The sequence below is a fragment of the Prevotella sp. tc2-28 genome, from assembly GCF_900107705.1.
Classification (GTDB): domain Bacteria; phylum Bacteroidota; class Bacteroidia; order Bacteroidales; family Bacteroidaceae; genus Prevotella.
In genome coordinates, this window is sequence record NZ_FNRE01000002.1 from 322,907 (window position 1) to 339,833 (window position 16,927).

The 16,927-nt window shown below is 48.7% G+C and carries 14 protein-coding genes and 1 other RNA gene; 6 read left to right on the forward strand and 9 right to left on the reverse strand.

The window, feature by feature from the left end:
• The first annotated feature begins 80 nt into the window (after positions 1 to 80).
• From BLU47_RS03090 to BLU47_RS03105, 4 genes are all read left to right on the forward strand, one after another.
• The gene (locus BLU47_RS03090; protein ID WP_091958215.1) at positions 81 to 1,667 is read left to right on the forward strand and encodes a mannitol dehydrogenase family protein; all 1,587 of its coding nucleotides are present in this window, start codon (positions 81 to 83) and stop codon (positions 1,665 to 1,667) included.
• Positions 1,668 to 1,975: 308 nt separating this feature from the next.
• Positions 1,976 to 3,445 carry a trypsin-like peptidase domain-containing protein gene (locus tag BLU47_RS03095; protein ID WP_091958218.1) on the forward strand — a complete coding sequence of 490 codons (1,470 nt, stop codon included), beginning with the start codon at positions 1,976 to 1,978 and terminating at the stop codon, positions 3,443 to 3,445.
• A gap of 115 nt (positions 3,446 to 3,560) precedes the next feature.
• On the forward strand, positions 3,561 to 4,424 hold the full coding sequence (locus BLU47_RS03100; protein ID WP_091958221.1) for a sigma-70 family RNA polymerase sigma factor: 864 nt from the start codon (positions 3,561 to 3,563) through the stop codon (positions 4,422 to 4,424).
• The gene (locus BLU47_RS03105) at positions 4,421 to 4,876 is read left to right on the forward strand and encodes a hypothetical protein (RefSeq protein ID WP_143025441.1); all 456 of its coding nucleotides are present in this window, start codon (positions 4,421 to 4,423) and stop codon (positions 4,874 to 4,876) included. The genes BLU47_RS03100 and BLU47_RS03105 overlap by 4 nt, the downstream gene beginning before the upstream one ends.
• 33 nt (positions 4,877 to 4,909) lie before the next feature.
• Here BLU47_RS03105 and BLU47_RS03110 read toward each other — a convergent pair whose 3' ends face one another.
• The 7 genes from BLU47_RS03110 to BLU47_RS03140 all read right to left on the reverse strand — a co-directional run bounded on the left by BLU47_RS03110 (position 4,910) and on the right by BLU47_RS03140 (position 12,023).
• Positions 4,910 to 5,755, reverse strand: coding sequence for a rhamnogalacturonan acetylesterase (locus BLU47_RS03110; RefSeq protein ID WP_091958226.1), 846 nt, complete (start codon positions 5,753 to 5,755; stop codon positions 4,910 to 4,912).
• A complete protein-coding gene (hisS, locus tag BLU47_RS03115; protein ID WP_091958229.1) occupies positions 5,752 to 7,113 on the reverse strand; it encodes a histidine--tRNA ligase in 1,362 nt (453 codons plus the stop codon). The genes BLU47_RS03110 and hisS overlap by 4 nt, the downstream gene beginning before the upstream one ends.
• A 37-nt stretch (positions 7,114 to 7,150) precedes the next feature.
• Positions 7,151 to 8,425: an adenylosuccinate synthase gene (locus tag BLU47_RS03120; protein WP_091958232.1), complete on the reverse strand. Its 1,275-nt coding sequence runs from the start codon at positions 8,423 to 8,425 to the stop codon at positions 7,151 to 7,153.
• Positions 8,422 to 8,925, reverse strand: coding sequence for a Fur family transcriptional regulator (locus BLU47_RS03125; protein WP_091958234.1), 504 nt, complete (start codon positions 8,923 to 8,925; stop codon positions 8,422 to 8,424). Before BLU47_RS03125 ends, BLU47_RS03120 begins: the two co-directional genes overlap by 4 nt.
• A 70-nt stretch (positions 8,926 to 8,995) precedes the next feature.
• Complete coding sequence (locus BLU47_RS03130; protein WP_091958237.1) at positions 8,996 to 9,616, reverse strand: DNA alkylation repair protein; 621 nt, start codon at positions 9,614 to 9,616, stop codon at positions 8,996 to 8,998.
• Positions 9,613 to 11,556, reverse strand: a complete 1,944-nt coding sequence (locus tag BLU47_RS03135; protein WP_091958240.1) for a dipeptidyl-peptidase 3 family protein — start codon at positions 11,554 to 11,556, stop codon at positions 9,613 to 9,615. The genes BLU47_RS03130 and BLU47_RS03135 overlap by 4 nt, the downstream gene beginning before the upstream one ends.
• Entirely contained in the window at positions 11,553 to 12,023 is a 471-nt protein-coding gene (locus BLU47_RS03140; RefSeq protein WP_091958242.1) for a helix-turn-helix domain-containing protein, read from the reverse strand. Before BLU47_RS03140 ends, BLU47_RS03135 begins: the two co-directional genes overlap by 4 nt.
• Before the next feature lie 111 nt (positions 12,024 to 12,134).
• Between BLU47_RS03140 and recQ the strand changes: the two genes are divergently transcribed.
• On the forward strand, positions 12,135 to 13,961 hold the full coding sequence (gene recQ / locus BLU47_RS03145; protein WP_091958245.1) for a DNA helicase RecQ: 1,827 nt from the start codon (positions 12,135 to 12,137) through the stop codon (positions 13,959 to 13,961).
• Positions 13,962 to 13,967: 6 nt separating this feature from the next.
• Here recQ and BLU47_RS03150 read toward each other — a convergent pair whose 3' ends face one another.
• Positions 13,968 to 15,275 (reverse strand): YihY/virulence factor BrkB family protein, encoded by a 1,308-nt coding sequence (locus BLU47_RS03150; RefSeq protein ID WP_091958247.1) that lies wholly within the window; start codon positions 15,273 to 15,275, stop codon positions 13,968 to 13,970.
• 47 nt (positions 15,276 to 15,322) lie between these two features.
• An RNA gene (rnpB, locus tag BLU47_RS03155) (RNase P RNA component class A) lies at positions 15,323 to 15,719 on the reverse strand.
• A gap of 195 nt (positions 15,720 to 15,914) precedes the next feature.
• On the opposite strand from rnpB, the gene BLU47_RS03160 reads away from it, so the two are divergent.
• Complete coding sequence (locus tag BLU47_RS03160; protein WP_176780425.1) at positions 15,915 to 16,925, forward strand: NAD(P)/FAD-dependent oxidoreductase; 1,011 nt, start codon at positions 15,915 to 15,917, stop codon at positions 16,923 to 16,925.
• Positions 16,926 to 16,927: the final 2 nt, after the last annotated feature.

Here is a 16,927-nt window from a genome sequence, read left to right on the forward strand (position 1 = left end):
GAAGAATTGAAGATTAAAGATTAAAGATTAAATTCGCCGCTTTGCGGCTCAGACATATAAAAATTAAAAACTTATTATCTATGAGACTGAATGAGATTATCAGCGGACAAATGAATGCCGCAGAATGGGAAGCAAAAGGGTATGAACTGCCTAAGTATAATATTAAAGAGGTTCGCGAGAAGACCGCCAAGGAACCGACATGGGTTCACTTTGGAGGTGGTAACATCTTCCGTGCGTTCCCCGCAGCCATCCTGAACGATGCGCTGAACACAGGAAAGTACGACCGTGGTGTCATCGTGGCAGAGACCTTCGACTTCGAAGTCATCGACAAGGCCTATGCACCCTATAACAACCTGTCGCTTTGCGTGAACCTCTGCTCAGACGGTTCTATCGAGAAGAAGGTCATCGCCAGCGTGACAGAAGCACTGAAGGCTGATCCGCAGTTTGAAGACTGGAACAGACTGGTGGACATCTTCAAGAACCCATCGCTGCAGATGATCTCATTCACCATTACGGAGAAGGGCTATACCTATAACGAGGCTGACCTCGCCCGTGGCATGAAGCCTCTGTTTGCAATGGGTAAGGTATGTGCACTGCTCTTCGAGCGCTTCAAGGCTGGCGAACTGCCCCTCACCATACAGTCGATGGACAACTGTTCACACAATGGCGACAAGGTGAAGGCAGGTGTCTTTGCCTATGCCGAGCGCTGGGTGAAGGACGGACTGGTTCCTGAGGCTTTCCTCGCCTATCTGAAAAACGAGCAGAAGATTACCTTCCCTTGGTCTATGATTGACAAGATCACGCCGCGTCCTCACGAGAAGGTGAAGAACATGTTGGCTGAGGATGGTTTTGAAGATAACAACTATATCGAGACTGAGAAGCACACCTTCACAGCTCCGTTCGTGAATGCCGAGGAGGTGCAGTATCTGGTGATTGAAGACCACTATACCAACGGACGTCCACCACTCGACCTGGGTGGTGCGCTCTACACCACACGAGAGACTGTTGACAAGGTGGAGACCATGAAGGTGACAACCTGTCTGAATCCCCTCCATACCGCCATGTCTATCTATGGCTGCATGCTGGGCTATACGCTCATCTCTGCAGAGATGGCTGACGAGGACCTGCGTCCCTTCATCCAGAAGATTGGCTATATGGAGGCCATGCCCGTAGTGACTGACCCCGGGGTGCTGAATCCCTACGAGTTCATTGGTGCCGTCATCAACCGTCGTCTGCCCAACCCCTTCATGCCCGATGCGCCACAGCGTATCGCCATGGACACATCACAGAAGTTGCCTATCCGCTTTGGTGAGACCATCAAGAAATACCTGGTCCGTGGCTTGGATATGAGCAACCTTATACTGATTCCGCTCACGCTGGCTGGCTATGCGCGTTACCTGAAAGGTATCAAGGATGATGGCACTGCCTTCGAACCTTCTCCCGACCCCATGTTGGAAGAACTGCAGGCTATCGTTGCACCCCTGGAGATTGGCAAGCCTGATCAGGACTGGAGTCCGCTGAAGAAACTCTATTGCCGGAAGGATGTCTTTGGAGTAGACCTCTACGAAGCTGGTCTTGGCGAACAGATTGAGGGCTATGTCAAAGAACTCTTTGCTGGTAACGGGGCTGTGCGCAAGACGCTACATAAGTACGTGGAGCAACGTTAACGCTAACCTTAACCCTAACGTTAACCTTAACGGGAACGGGAACGCTAACGTTAACCTTAACCCTAACCATAATGGGAGGGAACGGGAATATTAATAATAAATATGGAACTAAAACTGGCAAAATTGTTAATTTTGTCAGTTTTTTAAGGTTTTAACCGTTAATTTCTAACAGCAGTTAAGACAACGGGGGTAAGTGTTAAATTGCGACAAAAAGATACGACAAATTGTCAGTTTCTCATTTTGTTGCCCTAAATTTGCATCGTGATTCAACAAACAAGACTCATTAAACATATTAAATGATAACGAATATGAAAAAGATTGTAAAGACTATCATGCCGGCTGTTTACCTGATGGTAATCGCATTCTCGGCAGCTTCATGCAACAAGACACAGGCAGCACCTGCCACTGCAGCTGCTGCACCCGCAGGACAACCTGTAGACCTGACCTATGCAGCAGAGAAGTCTCTCCCCTCTGTCGTCTATATCAAGTCCGTCATCAACTCAAAGACACAGACCGTAGAGTACAGTGATCCTTTCGAGGATTTCTTCTCTGACCCCTTTGGTGGCTTCTTCGGACGTGGACAGGGCAACAACGGTGGTACACGTAAGCGTCAGGTACAGACACCTAAGCGCGCTGCTGCCGGTTCAGGTGTCATCATCTCTGCTGACGGATACATCGTCACCAACAACCACGTGGTTGACGGGGCTGACGAGCTGACCGTTACCCTGAACGAGAACTCTAAAGAGTACTCTGCACGCATCATCGGTGCTGACAAGGCCACTGACCTGGCACTTATCAAGATTGACGCCAAGAACCTGCCCGCCATCGTCATTGCCAACTCTGACGACGTGAAGGTTGGTGAATGGGTACTGGCTGTAGGTAACCCGCTGGGACTGAACAACACGGTGACAGCTGGTATCGTCAGCGCCAAGGCACGCACCATGAATACGGGTGGTATCACCTCGATGATCCAGACCGATGCCGCCATCAACCAAGGTAACTCAGGTGGTGCACTGGTGAACACCCGTGGTGAACTGATTGGTATCAATGCCATGCTGGCTTCGCCTACCGGTTCGAACATCGGCTATGGCTTCGCTATTCCTACCTCGATTGTCAACAAGGCTGTTGACGACTTCAAGAAGTACGGTACCTACCAACGTGCCATGATTGGCATCAAGGGTAGCGACGTCAGCACTTACGTAGACGTGGAGAAGGAAAAGGGCAACGAGGTTGACCTGGGTACCATGGAAGGTATCTACATCGCTGAGGTCGTAGAAGACGGAGCTGCTGCTGACGGTGGTCTGCAAAAGGGTGATGTCATCACCAAGATTGACGACCAGAAAGTGAAGCAGTTCGGTGAGTTGCAGGGCATCATGGCACAGAAACGTCCGGGCGACAAGGTGAAGATTACCTACCTGCGCAACAAGAAGGAGAAGACCACCACGCTCACCCTGAAGAACGAGCAAGGCAACACCAAGGTGGTCAAGAATGCCGATGTCGATGTGTTAGGTATTGACGTACGTCCTGTTACCGACTCACAGAAGAAACAGCTGGAGATCTCCTACGGTCTGGAAGTGCTGAAGGTCAGCGAAGGCAAGATGAAGGAGGCTGGCGTACCCAAGGGCTTCATCATCCAGGTTGTCAACGACCAACCCATGCGTTCGTTCGATGACTTACAGCAAGCCGTCAAAGATGCCAAAGACCAGATGCTGGTCATCAAGGGTATCTTCCCCACTGGAAAACGAGGTGGCTTCGTCGTTTACCTGCAGAATGAGTGAGGTTAGAGGTTAGAGGTAAGAGGTAAGAAAAAAGTAAGGTATTTTTTTGGTTATTCCGGAAAAATACCTTACTTTTGCATGCTGAGATTGGAAAATCAACTAACACGTACATCAGATGAGACAACTAAAAATCACGAAATCTATAACCAACCGTGAGAGTGAGTCACTTGAAAAATACCTACAAGAGATAGGAAAAGAGGAACTCCTTTCCACGGATGAAGAAGTGGAATTGGCCCAACGCATCCGCAAGGGTGACCGCAAGGCACTGGAGCGACTGACGAAGGCTAACCTAAGATTCGTGGTTTCTGTTGCCAAACAGTATCAGAACCAAGGTCTCTCGCTTCCTGACCTCATCAATGAGGGCAACCTGGGATTGATCAAGGCTGCAGAGAAGTTCGACGAGACAAGAGGTTTTAAGTTCATCTCCTATGCCGTCTGGTGGATACGACAGAGCATCCTGCAAGCCATTGCCGAACAGAGCCGTATCGTACGTGTTCCGCTCAACCAGGTAGGGTCAGTCAATAAGATCAACCGCATGCTCAACAAGTTTGAGCAGGAGAACGAGCGACGTCCGTCGTCAGTGGAGATATCAGAGCAGACGGACATCCCTCAGGAGAAAGTTGATGAGGCCATCATGGTCAATTCGCGCCACGTCTCCGTAGATGCTCCTTTCGTGGATGGAGAGGACAACAGTCTGCTCGACGTGCTGGTCAACGATGATGCGCCCATGGCAGACCGTCAGCTAGTCATAGAGTCGCTACGCTCTGAGATAGCCACCGTTCTGAAAACGTTGAATGAGCGCGAGCGCAACGTCATCACCGCCTTCTATGGCATTGGACAGCCAGAGATGACGCTCGAAGAGATCGGTAACAAGTTCGGCCTCACCCGTGAACGTGTGCGACAGATTAAGGAGAAAGCCATCCGTCGGTTGCGCAACAGTACGAATAATAAATTATTAAAATCATATTTAGGACAATGAATTTTCTAAGGTACATCACCCTTGCCTGTATGCTGACACTCGCCTTTACGTGCGAGGTCATGGCCAAACCCATCAAACCGGCACATGTCTATATGTTCGGTTTCTCGGCATCATTCACCGATTCGACCATCTACGTCACAGACATACAGGATGTGCAGGGTGCATGGATTGACAGCAAGACCAAGTTTCTGTTAGGACGCGACAACTATTCGTATCAGTTGAAAGAATACTTCACAGAGAAGATACAGCAGCCCAACCGCATCTGTATGGTCTTCTTCGCTACCAACAAGCGAAAGATTGAGAAAGCGATGAAGAAGCTGATGAAGAAATACGTTCCTGACACGAAAAAGAAGAAGAAAAAGAAACAGACATGGCGACCTTATGATGTCAACTACCTGACATCAGCAGACTTTAAGTTTGAAGCGATAGACATGTCAGAAGAACAAAAATAGAGGTGAGTTTTCTCTCACCTCTATTTTTATGGTTTATCGTTGGGGTTGTTCCATCCTACAGGGTTTGTCGTCAGCCCGGTATTTCCGAAGAAGGGGAATCTCCTGACATAGCGCATCAGCCAACAGACGAGCCACCTGATGAGCTCCCCAGATATTATAATGGGTATTGTCCTGACGACCATTTGGCAATGCCGGATGTTCTCCGGGCTTATACCACATGTGCAGTTTCTTGGAACCTTCCTTTCCTAGTCGCGTCTCCAAGTCGTGCGTAATCTGGTTGGCATCAATGAAATAGGTGTTCATACGCTCAGCCACCAGACGGGGAGCCATTCGATAGTCACCATGGGTATCGACCAGGGTGTCACCCTCAATGACCTTGGGAGCATCCTTGAATGTCGTGTTACGCAAGGCCTCGTCGTCACCTTTCTGATCAACCTTGACGGTATAGTTACGACGGACCACACAGTTCATCAGGATGGGAATGCCCCCACGCTCACGTGTCTCTCGGACATAGCGCTCAAGCATCCACTGGAAGGTGGAACCAGCCTCAGTATGACGATCACCCTTGGGCTTCTCGTCATTATGTCCAAACTGGATGATGACATAATCGCCCGGACGGATTTTCTCCAACACCTTTTGCCAACGGCCCTCGTTATAGAACGACAACGAGGAGCGACCATTGACAGCATGGTTGTCAACACGGATAGGGTCAGTGAAGTAACACTGCAGGGCCATACCCCACCCTCGTTCAGGAGAGCCTGTGGAGAGGTCTTTCTTTGCTGCCGTCGAGTCACCAATGATGAATATCGTGGTGGTCATCTCCTGTTGAAAGGAGCTCAGCACAAGACAGGCCACCAGGGCCATAAGCACTTTCTTCATACCAATGTCTGAATGAGTTCTTCGGGTGTCAGCAACTGCTGTTCACCTGTTTCCATATTCTTCAGCGTCACCTTGCCGGCATTGATCTCATTCTCACCAGCCAGTACCACATAGGGAATGAGCTTGGCGTTGGCATACGACATCTGTTTCTTCATCTTGGCTGCGTCAGGATAGATCTCTGCACGGATACCATTCTCGCGTACCTTATTTATAATAGGCAGGCAGTATGCCGTCTCGCGTTCACCGAAATTGATGAAGAGCACCTGTGTCGTGGTAACGGAATCCTTAGGATAAAGGTCCAGTTGGTTAAGCACATCGTAGATACGGTCAGCTCCAAAGGAGATGCCTACGCCTGAAAGTCCGGGCATACCGAAAATACCTGTCAGGTTATCATAGCGTCCACCACCCGTGATGGAGCCTATCTGCACGTCAAGGGCCTTCACCTCGAAGATAGCCCCCGTGTAATAGTTTAGTCCACGGGCCAAGGTAAGATCTAGTTGAATCTCATTCTTGAGGGCTGAGCCGTTTGATGTAAGCGGTGCGAGAATAGTACGGATCTCCTCTACTCCACGCATGCCAATCTCGCTGTCTTTCAGCACGGTAGAGATTGTCTGCAACTTCTCTTCGTTGGTGCCACTGAGCATGATAATCGGTTGTAACTTCTTAATCTGCTCGTCGGTAAGTCCGTCCTCACGCAGTTCCTGGTTAACATTGTCGATACCTATCTTATCGAGTTTGTCAATGGCTACGGTGATGTCAACAATCTTGTCAGCAGCACCGATGACCTCAGCAATACCCGTCAGGATCTTACGGTTGTTGATCTTTATCTGCACGCGGATTCCAAAACGACTGAACACCGTGTCCACGATCTTCATCAGTTCTACCTCATTGAGCAGGGAGTCGGAACCAACAACATCAGCATCACACTGATAGAACTCACGATAGCGGCCCTTCTGTGGACGGTCAGCACGCCATACAGGCTGTATCTGATAACGCTTGAAGGGAAGCTGCAGTTCCTCTCTGTGCATGACGACATAGCGGGCGAAGGGAACGGTCAGGTCGTAGCGCAGACCTTTCTCACAGATCTTGGAAGCCAGGTGCAGGGCATTACGCTCCAACAGCTCGTCATCGCTACTTTTCGAGAGGAAATCGCCAGAGTTCAGCACTTTGAAGAGCAACTTATCGCCCTCCTCTCCATACTTACCCATCAGCGTCTGGAGGGTCTCCATAGCAGGAGTCTCTATCTGCTGGAAGCCATAGAGTGCATACACCTCACGGATGGTATTGAAAATATAATTGCGCTTGGCCATCTCAATAGGGCCAAAGTCGCGCGTACCCTTAGGAATACTTGGTTTCATATTATATTAAATTTCAGAAAGATTAAAAATTAAATCTTTAATCTTCTCTCACGATGGTTTGATCACGGTCCGGGCCAATAGAAATAATACGGATTGGCGTTTCCAGCTCCTTCTCCAGGAAGGCGATGTAGTCGCTGAACTGCTTGGGGAACTGGGACTCGGAGGTGAAGTGCGTCATATCAGTCTTCCAACCAGGGAGTTCCTCATAAACAGGTTCGATGCCCTCTTCGATGTTATAGGGGAAGTCACGTGTCAGTTCACCATTCACACGATAAGCGGTACAAGCCTTGATGGTGTCGAAGCCATCAAGCACATCACTCTTCATCATGATGAGCTGGGTGACACCATTCACCATAATACTGTAACGAAGGGCTACGAGGTCAATCCATCCACAACGACGCTCACGACCAGTGACGGCACCATACTCATGACCGAGGTCACGAATCTTCTTGCCAGTCTCATCGAACAGCTCTGTGGGGAAAGGACCAGCACCTACACGTGTGCAGTAGGCCTTCATGATGCCAAAGACCTCGCCAATCTTGTTAGGACCGACACCCAGACCTGTGCAGGCACCAGCACAAATGGTGTTGGAAGAGGTGACAAAAGGATAAGAACCGAAATCCACGTCGAGCATCGTACCCTGGGCACCCTCACAAAGGATGGACTTGCCCTCACGAATGGCTCGGTTTATCTCATGCTCAGAATCAACCAAGTGGAACTGACGAAGATACTCAATGCCCTTGAGCCATTTCTGTTCTACCTCAGTGATGTCATACTCGAAGTTGAGCGACTTCAAGATAGCCTCATGGCGTGCCTTATGAGCGGCATACTTCTCCTCGAAATGGTCCAGGATATCACCTACGCGCAGACCATTCCTAGAAACCTTGTCTGTATAAGTAGGACCGATGCCCTTACCGGTAGTACCTACCTTATCCTTACCCTTCTGTGCCTCATAGGCAGCATCCAGCACACGGTGGGTAGGCATGATGAGATGAGCCTTCTTGGAGATGTGCAAGCGCTCCTTTAACTGATGGCCACTGGCCTCCAAAGCCTGCGCCTCCTCCATAAAGAGGTCGGGAGCCAACACCACGCCATTACCGATGATGTTTACCTTACCCCCCTGGAAGATACCTGAGGGAATAGAGCGAAGCACATATTTCTGACCTTCGAACTCTAAGGTATGACCAGCATTAGGACCACCCTGAAAACGAGCTACCACATCGTACTGAGGAGTCAGTACGTCGACTACCTTTCCCTTTCCTTCATCGCCCCACTGTAATCCGAGCAGGACATCCACTTTTCCTTGATTCATTTTTCTTTCTTATTTTTTTGAAGTTTCTTTTTTTCTTCTAATTTAGCCTTGCGCGTCATCTTTGCCTGACAATTGCTGCAGATTCCATATATATATAAGGAATAGCCATCTTTACGAAAACGCTTCGTATGTAAGCTGTTAATGACTTCTGTCAACTCTTGCGACTTGATTTCAGTCACCTGTCCACACATGGTGCATACCTGATGACTATGACTGTTGTTATCGTAGCAGGCTTCGTATTTTGTCGTTGACTGCAGTCGATGACGGATGACCAGACGTAACTCGATGAAGAGCTTCAGCGTATTGTAAAGCGTCGCTCTGCTAACAGGAAAATTATATTCACTCACGAGTTTTTCGCTCAACTCGTCAAGGGTGAAATGGCCGTTGATGCTATATACCGCATCGAGGATGGTAAAGCGTTCCGGCGTCTTCCTGTTTCTATTAAGTTCCAAATAGTTGGCCAAGATGACCTTGACCGTTTCTTTAATATTCTCTCTCATTTTATGTGGTTAAACTGGTTAAAAACCGCACAAAATTACGAAAAATTATTCAGAAAAGGGCAATAATAATTTAAAAAAAATCTAAATTGATGCTTTTCAAGGCACTTTTTGCCAATCGCTCGTATAGCAGGCCCAGTTCTGCAAAGCGGACAACACTCTGCATAGCGGCTTTACGAACAGAAGGATAAGGACCTTGCAATGCCGACAGCAACTGGTCGACATACTCATTGATGCCCCGTTCGTTGGGTTCCTGTCCATTCATGAAAAGGCGGGTGAGCACATGGAATCCGCAATACTGGTCGTACTCTCTTTCCGAGGCCAGCCACTGATAGGCTTTCTCCGGGGCATAGGGCAAGTATTGCCAAAGGTTGAAGGACAACTGTTCAGCAATCTCCAGAGACGGTATCTGGTCCATCCAGATATCGACGACCTCCGGAAGTATCTCGTCAGGAGGCATCAGCATGGTTGCCAGTATCTTACACTCACGCACATTCTCCTTCCACAGGGCAATGGCCAGGTCGTAATCAGGTCCTATCTCATCAGCCATCTCACGCAGACGAGGCAGGGTGGCTCCCCAGTTCAGGTGGTAGTTCACACCCTTATCACGCATCGACTGGGCCACCGCTCCATCCATCATCTGACGGAACGACTGCTTGATCTGCTTGATTCTTTCCGCTGTCTGGTTATTCATATCAGTGTTGCATATTCTGAGCTATATCGCAGCATCTGATGCGCATAGCTCTCAGAGTAGTTCAGTTGGATGTCACAGATAGACCCCTGGTCATCGAACACGGGTTGCATCACAGGATTGATAAAGCCCTTGTAAGGTGCCAGGTTCAGTTTCCGGTAGCGTGCCAGCACCTCCTCATGGAGGTCGGCATCCACCTTCACGGCATATTGCTCAACCAGTTGGCGGGCAGCCTCGAAGTCCCCTTCACTCTTGATACGCTGTATCTCTGCCAACAGACGGGCAAAGAGCTGGCGCAACTGCTGATAGTCGGAAATCTGCACATAAGTCTTTCCATCCCGTTTCACCAACTGGATGACATCACCCTGCTGGTAACACCAATGGGCTATGAGCGCCCTGTTCCGCATGTGGGCCTCTTCTATCTGATGACCAGGCTGTATGCGGATGAGCTGTGTCATCAGTCCATTCATAATATAAGTATAATATTGCGACTGATAGGCATCCTGGTCAGGAACAAGTCCCAGTTCGACCAGTTTCTCATCAGCGATATAGTACAATCCGAACAGGTCGGCACGAGCCTCTTCTATCGTGTTGCCATAGGCTTTCAAGGCATCAGGGTCCGTACCGGGAAGCAGTTGTCCGCTACCATGTCCCAGACACTCATGGAGATCTGTGTGTAAGTCGTCGCAGACATCTCCATAACGCTCTATCAACTTCAGTGTAGACTCGTCGATGACGAACTCCTCCTTGAACCCATTGCCGTGGGCTGCTTTGTTGTAGGCATCGGTGATATTGCTGATGGTTATACTCTTGCTGCCATGCTCGGCACGTATCCAGTCGGCATTGGGCAGGTTGATGCCTATCGCTGTAGAGGGATATTCGTCGCCACCCAGCATAGCGGCACAGATGGCATTGGCAACGACACCCTTCACCTTCGCCTTGCGGAAGCGGGCATCAACAGGAGAATGGTCTTCAAACCACTGGGCATTACGGCTGATGGTCTGCGTGCGCTTGGTGGCCTCCAGGTCCTTATACTCGACGATGCCCTCCCAGGAACCTTTCATGCCAAGGGGATCACCATACACCTCTATGAATCCGTTGACAAAGTCGATACGTCCGTCATGCTCGCCAACCCATTCAATGCAATAGTCATTGAACAGCTCGAGGTCACCGGTCTCATAATAGGCGATAAGCAGTTGAATGACATGTTGCTGACGTTCGTTCTCAGCCACCTCAGAGGCTTTCTTCAGCCAATAGACAATATGACGGATGGCATTGGCATATTTCCCTGATGCCGACCATACCTCCTCGTAGACAACGCCCCCTTTCTTGACCAGTGTGGAGTTGAGTCCATAGGAAAGTGGTGCAGGATTGGTCTTGTCAGCCTCCTTCATACGCGCATAGAAGTCTTCTGCTTCTTGCTGCGTCACGTCCTCATAGAAATGACAGGCAGAGGTCTGGAGAAGGTCCTCGCCATCCGCTTTGTTGACACGTTTAGGCAACATGTTCTCGTCGAAGATGACCGGGAAGAGCTCATGACAAAACTGTTCCAAGGTCTCACCATCTCTCAAGGGGAGTCGTGAGGCGTCCACCTGATGCAAGACCTGATGAAGATACTGTTCACTAAAGCCCGGCTTGAATTTCTCGCAACCATAATGATGATAGATACCATTGGAGAACCACACCCGCTTCAGATAGGTTTCCAGCGCGGCAAAGTCTGTTGTGTCGTGTGGGATGGTCAGGTCAGTATATATCACCTCCAACATCTTGCGGATGCGGAGGTTATAGCGTCCAAACTGATCGAAGGTGATATCACGTCCGTAGAGAGTAGCCTTCGAGAGGTAATAGACCAATATCTTCTGAGACAAAGATAATTGCTCAAATCCGTTAAGACGGTATCTGAGCAATTGAATGTCCGCAAAACGTTCGTCGGAATACTTCATTTCTTTGTTTTCTTCGCACGTTTTGCCTGTTTCTTCACCTTTTCCTGAGGATGCTGAGCCAAATGCTGCAGGCGGTAGTCGCGAGGTGTCATTCCCATCAGTTTATAGAACGATGCGTAGAATGACTGGCGATTAGAGAATCCCACCATATCACTGACCTCTTCCATATTGAGATCCTGATACCTGCGATCCACAAGAATGGCCATCGCCTCTTCAATTCGAAACTTGTTGACGAACGAGGTGTAGTTCATGTGGAAGCGGACATTGACAACAGCTGAAATGTAGCGTGTGTTAGTTCCTAAGTCATCGGCTAGTTTCTTGGCTGAATAATCTTTGTCTTTGTACTTCTTCTGCATGACGATGATGTTCAGAATCCTCTCCTTCATCTCGTCCATCAACTGAGGGCTCACGAGGCACCTATAAGCTGCCTCTTTCTCTTTTTTTTCTGTAATATTATACTTTGCCATAAACCCTGAGGAAACAAATTATACATTTCCAACTGCAAATATAGTCATTTTTTTTCTATAATCGACAATTTTTTCCGAAAAAAATATTAATTTTGTGCAAAAATTGAAGAAATGCAGGCAAAAGAGATTCTAAAACGCTATTATGGATATGATTCTTTCCGTCAAAATCAAGCGGAAATCATCCAAACCATCATGAATGGAAAAGACTGTGTGGTATTGATGCCTACGGGTGGAGGCAAGAGCATCTGTTATCAGATTCCTGCCATCGCCATGCAGGGAACAGCCGTAGTGGTATCACCATTGATCAGTCTGATGAAAGACCAAGTGGAAGCGTTGCGTGCCAACGGCATCGAGGCAGAAGCGCTGAACAGCGGCAACGAATACAGTTCCGATACGATTATCCGACGAAAGTGTATGGACGGCTCGCTGAAACTATTGTATATCTCACCGGAGAAATTGCTGACAGAGATACCTTATCTTTTAAAACATATCAAGATTTCCCTGTTTGCCATCGACGAGGCTCACTGCATCAGTCAATGGGGACATGACTTCCGACCGGAATATACGCAGTTAGACGTATTGCACAAGGAGTTCCCGCAGGTTCCCATCATGGCACTGACGGCTACCGCAGACAAGGTAACACGGCAGGACATCGTCAAACAACTCGGATTACACGATGCCCGTTTCTTTATCTCCAGCTTCGACCGCCCTAACCTCAGCCTGGACGTCAAGCGAGGCTACACGACAAAAGAAAAGGAACAATATATCCTGAATTTCATCAAAGCGCGTCCAACGAGCTGTGGCATCATCTATTGTCTTAGCAGAAAGAATACGGAGAAAGTGGCGCAATTCCTGCAAGGACACGGTATCAAGGCGGGTGTCTATCATGCCGGACTGAACCAGGCAGAACGTAACCAAACACAGGAGTTGTTCAAGCAGGACACCATTCAAGTGGTCTGTGCCACCATCGCCTTCGGTATGGGCATCGACAAGAGCAACGTGCGATGGGTCATCCACTATAACATGCCTAAGAGCATCGAGAGTTTCTACCAGGAGATAGGACGTGCCGGGCGCGATGGAGCTCCTGCAGACACCGTGCTTTTCTATTCGCTCTCGGACATCATCCAACTGGAACAGTTTGCCAAGGACAGTGGACAACAGGAACTGAACAAGGACAAGTTGCGCCAGATGCAAGAGTATGCCGAATCGGGCATCTGTCGCAGACGTATCTTGCTCAACTATTTCGGAGAGCAGATGGACCACGACTGCGGCAATTGTGACATCTGTGAGAATCCCCCGAAACGGTTCGACGGTACACGATATGTACAGATGGCGCTAAGTGCCATCAAGCGGGCAGAAGAACAAATTCGCACTTCTACCATCATCGAAATTCTGAAGGGCATCCCCTCACCTACTGTCAAGCGGATGGGTTACGACCAGCTGAAGACATTTGGTGTGGGCAAGGAACTCTCGACACAAGACTGGCAGGACTATCTCCTACAGATGCTACAGTTGGGATTCATCGAGATTGTCTATGACCAAAAGAACATTGTGCGCATCACCCCCAGTGGCAATAACGTCCTCTTTGGACGCGATAAGGCAACCTTATGTGTGATTAACCGTACGTTAAAGGAAGCGCAGAAGTCCAAAAAACGATTACACTTAGAGATTCCGTCCATCTCGATTCCTGGATTAGCCTCTACTTCCGGACAAGAGGACAAAAAGCTGTTTGAAGCCCTACGCGTCCTTCGTCAGCAATGTGCCAACGAAGAAGGTTTTCCACCTTATATTGTGTTCAGCGACAAGGTGTTACACTCGTTAGCTACCATTAAACCTACAACACTGGAACAATTCGGGTTTATTTCGGGAATCGGAGAACACAAGAAACAAAAATACGGTCAGCGTTTTGTAGCTCTCATACAAAAATACTGCAGCTAAAAAGGTTTACAAATCTTTAAGAGCTATCTTGCGGGCTTCACGCAGATATGAACCCCGTAACTCAATAGCCTTTGCCCATTCATCGGAGAACAGATCACTGACATTCAGGTCTATCTTCCATTGACCGGCAGACTCCAGCCGGTCTATCATGGTACCTAATGTCAGGTTATGGATGTCCTCTGCCGGCATAAAGCGTGAGGTTTCCCCTTTCTCGTCGCTGGTTATCTCAACAATGAGTCCGGCATTCATCAGGTCGAACAACAAGTCGTTCACAAAACGGATGGGGATGGTCGTCTCCTCACGTAATTCCATAGCTGTCAAGGGTTTCTTTCCATCGGCAAAGCGACAACAAATCCTCTTCATTAACAGCGCAGCCAACATCATGCGATAACGATGACTGATCTCACCCGTCTGTGCGTCGTAGTCGTAGAAGTCGAGGTTCTGATTCGTATAGCACAATTCGGCACCAAACAGGCAGATGGTCCACGATATCTGTACCCACAGCATGAACAACGGCAGTGCGGCAAACGAGCCATAGATGGCGTTATAACTGGAAAGAAACATCTGTGAATGAATGTAGAATATCTGCAGTCCTTGCATGGCAATACCTGCCAGAATACCTGGGATGACGGCACTCTTCACCTTTACGTGCGTATTGGGCATAAAGACGTAGAGGGCAATGAACATACAAGACATCAGCACATAAGGGATGAGGTCTATCAGAAAGCGGATGGTCGGTCCCAGCAGCAGGAAGTCTGGCATCGAGTCGGCAATAGCCGCCATGAAGATGGAGATACCCGAGGTTATCACGATGATGATGGGAAACACGAAGAACATAGCCAGATAGTCAGTAAACGTGCGGAAGATGCTACGAGGCTTCTTCACCTGCCAGATGGCATTAAACGTGTCTTCCACATTGCTCACCAACATCAGCACGGTATAGAGCATGAATAACAGACCGACGCCCAGGAACACCCCACTCTTGGTATGAACCAGGTAACTGTTCACAAAGCCTATGATGATGTCAGCCGCCTGAGGTTGCGACTCAAAGGCGCTACGGAACCACACCTCTATAAACTTGTTATAACCGAAACCACGGGCTATGGCAAAGACAACAGCAAAAATGGGCACGATGGCCAACAGGGTGGAATACGTCAGGGCTGATGCTTTCTGCAACACCCGTTTAGCCGTGAAGAAACGTACAGCCAGCACGATTTTCTTCAGCACTTCCAAAAACAGAAATTTCAGTGGAGAGACATCACCTTCCGTGATTCTCCACAGATCTGTCTGAAAAAAACGTATGATACGATCCATCGTCCCTCACCCCTTCATTGTCAAAGTTAATCATTCAGTATTTAAAAAAAAGCAGTGTCCCTATAAGCCGGGTTCTGTACCCCTTCAAAGAAAGGGCGTCTGTCATTTATCTAGTCTGCCAGTTACCTGACAGCTCAAGCATTCCACCCTCCATCGTAACCCGCAAGGAGTTTTGGGCGGACAACCCTCAACCGATGGTATACGCGAACTTGCAGCCGCTAGATGGAACAGCCCGACGATCACCCGCCGGCTGGTGGTCTCTTACACCACCTTCTCACCCTTACCTCACCGAAGCGAGGCGGTCATTCTCTTCTCCCATATCCTACTGTCACCAATAGCTGGCATTTTCACCAGTAGCGTGTCCTATGCTGCCCGGACTTTCCTCTCGTGCTCTACCCTCTCCGTAAAGAGGCGGTTAGCACCAGCGACAAACCGTGACACTGCTTTTTCTGTCTGCAAAGGTAGTGCAAATCGAGTGAAATACAAAATAAATCCAAATTTATTTTTTTTCCGAGATGCAGCCTACCTTCGACCAAGGGGTCAGAGGTAGTGCAAATCGCGTGAAATACAAAAAAAAGCAAATTTATTTTGTATTCTGCAAGATTTGTGTTACTTTTGACCAGCAAAAACAAATAAATGATGAATCATACAGTAAAAGCAGTTATTATAGGAGCTGGTCCCGCAGGAACCTCCTGCGCCTATATGCTCCAGAAATCGGGAGTAACATGTGTCTTGGTGGATTTTGCCACTTTCCCCAGGCAAAAAGTGTGCGGAGGCGGACTTACCCCCAAGGCCTATAAGCTCCTGGAAGACATCTTCCCAGGTATCGAGTATACCTATAAGTCCATCGGGAAAATCAAGTTAAGCATTGACCATCGGTCTCCCAAGATGATAGAAGTGCCAGAGCCGATCAGACTGGTCAACAGGAAGGACTTCGACAACACCCTATTACAACAATACCTGCAGATTGGGGGACAGTTTATACAGGACGCCTTCTCCCGTTTTACGGTAGCGCAAGACAATACCATTACCGTCACTCTCAAATCAGGGAAACAGCTTCATTGCAACTACCTCGTCGGTGCTGATGGCGCTAACAGTCGTGTACGCAAACAAGTCGTCGGCAACTACCACGGTAATGTGCTATGTCTGGAACAACGTATAGCGGAAAGGAGTGATGTCATCGAGGGTGTCATCTCCAACGAATACAAAAACGGCTACTATTACCTCTTTCCCAGCATAGGATGCGACATTGTCGGACTCGGATCTGCCAATGTCACCCTGCAGCAGTTCCGTGAAGTGCTCGACAAGTTAGGCATCCAAGAAACCAAGATTAACGGAGCCAACATTCCCGTGGAGGAAGTTGACTCAGGCATGGATAACGTCATTCTGATAGGTGATGCTGGTGGATTTCCCAACAAGATGACCTACGAAGGACTGTACTATGCCTTTGCCACCGGACGAAATGCTGCTGAAGCCATTCTCACCGGCAAGTCCTTTAAAGAGACCAACAAAGACATCCTGCGACGCAAGCGCAAGGAACGTATCCTGACCGATTTGCTCTATCGTCCCTCAAGTATACGTCTACTCCGTTACCTGACACATTGCAATTCGCTGATGCGTAAGCTCTTCGTTGCAGGACTCAGCAAATGACA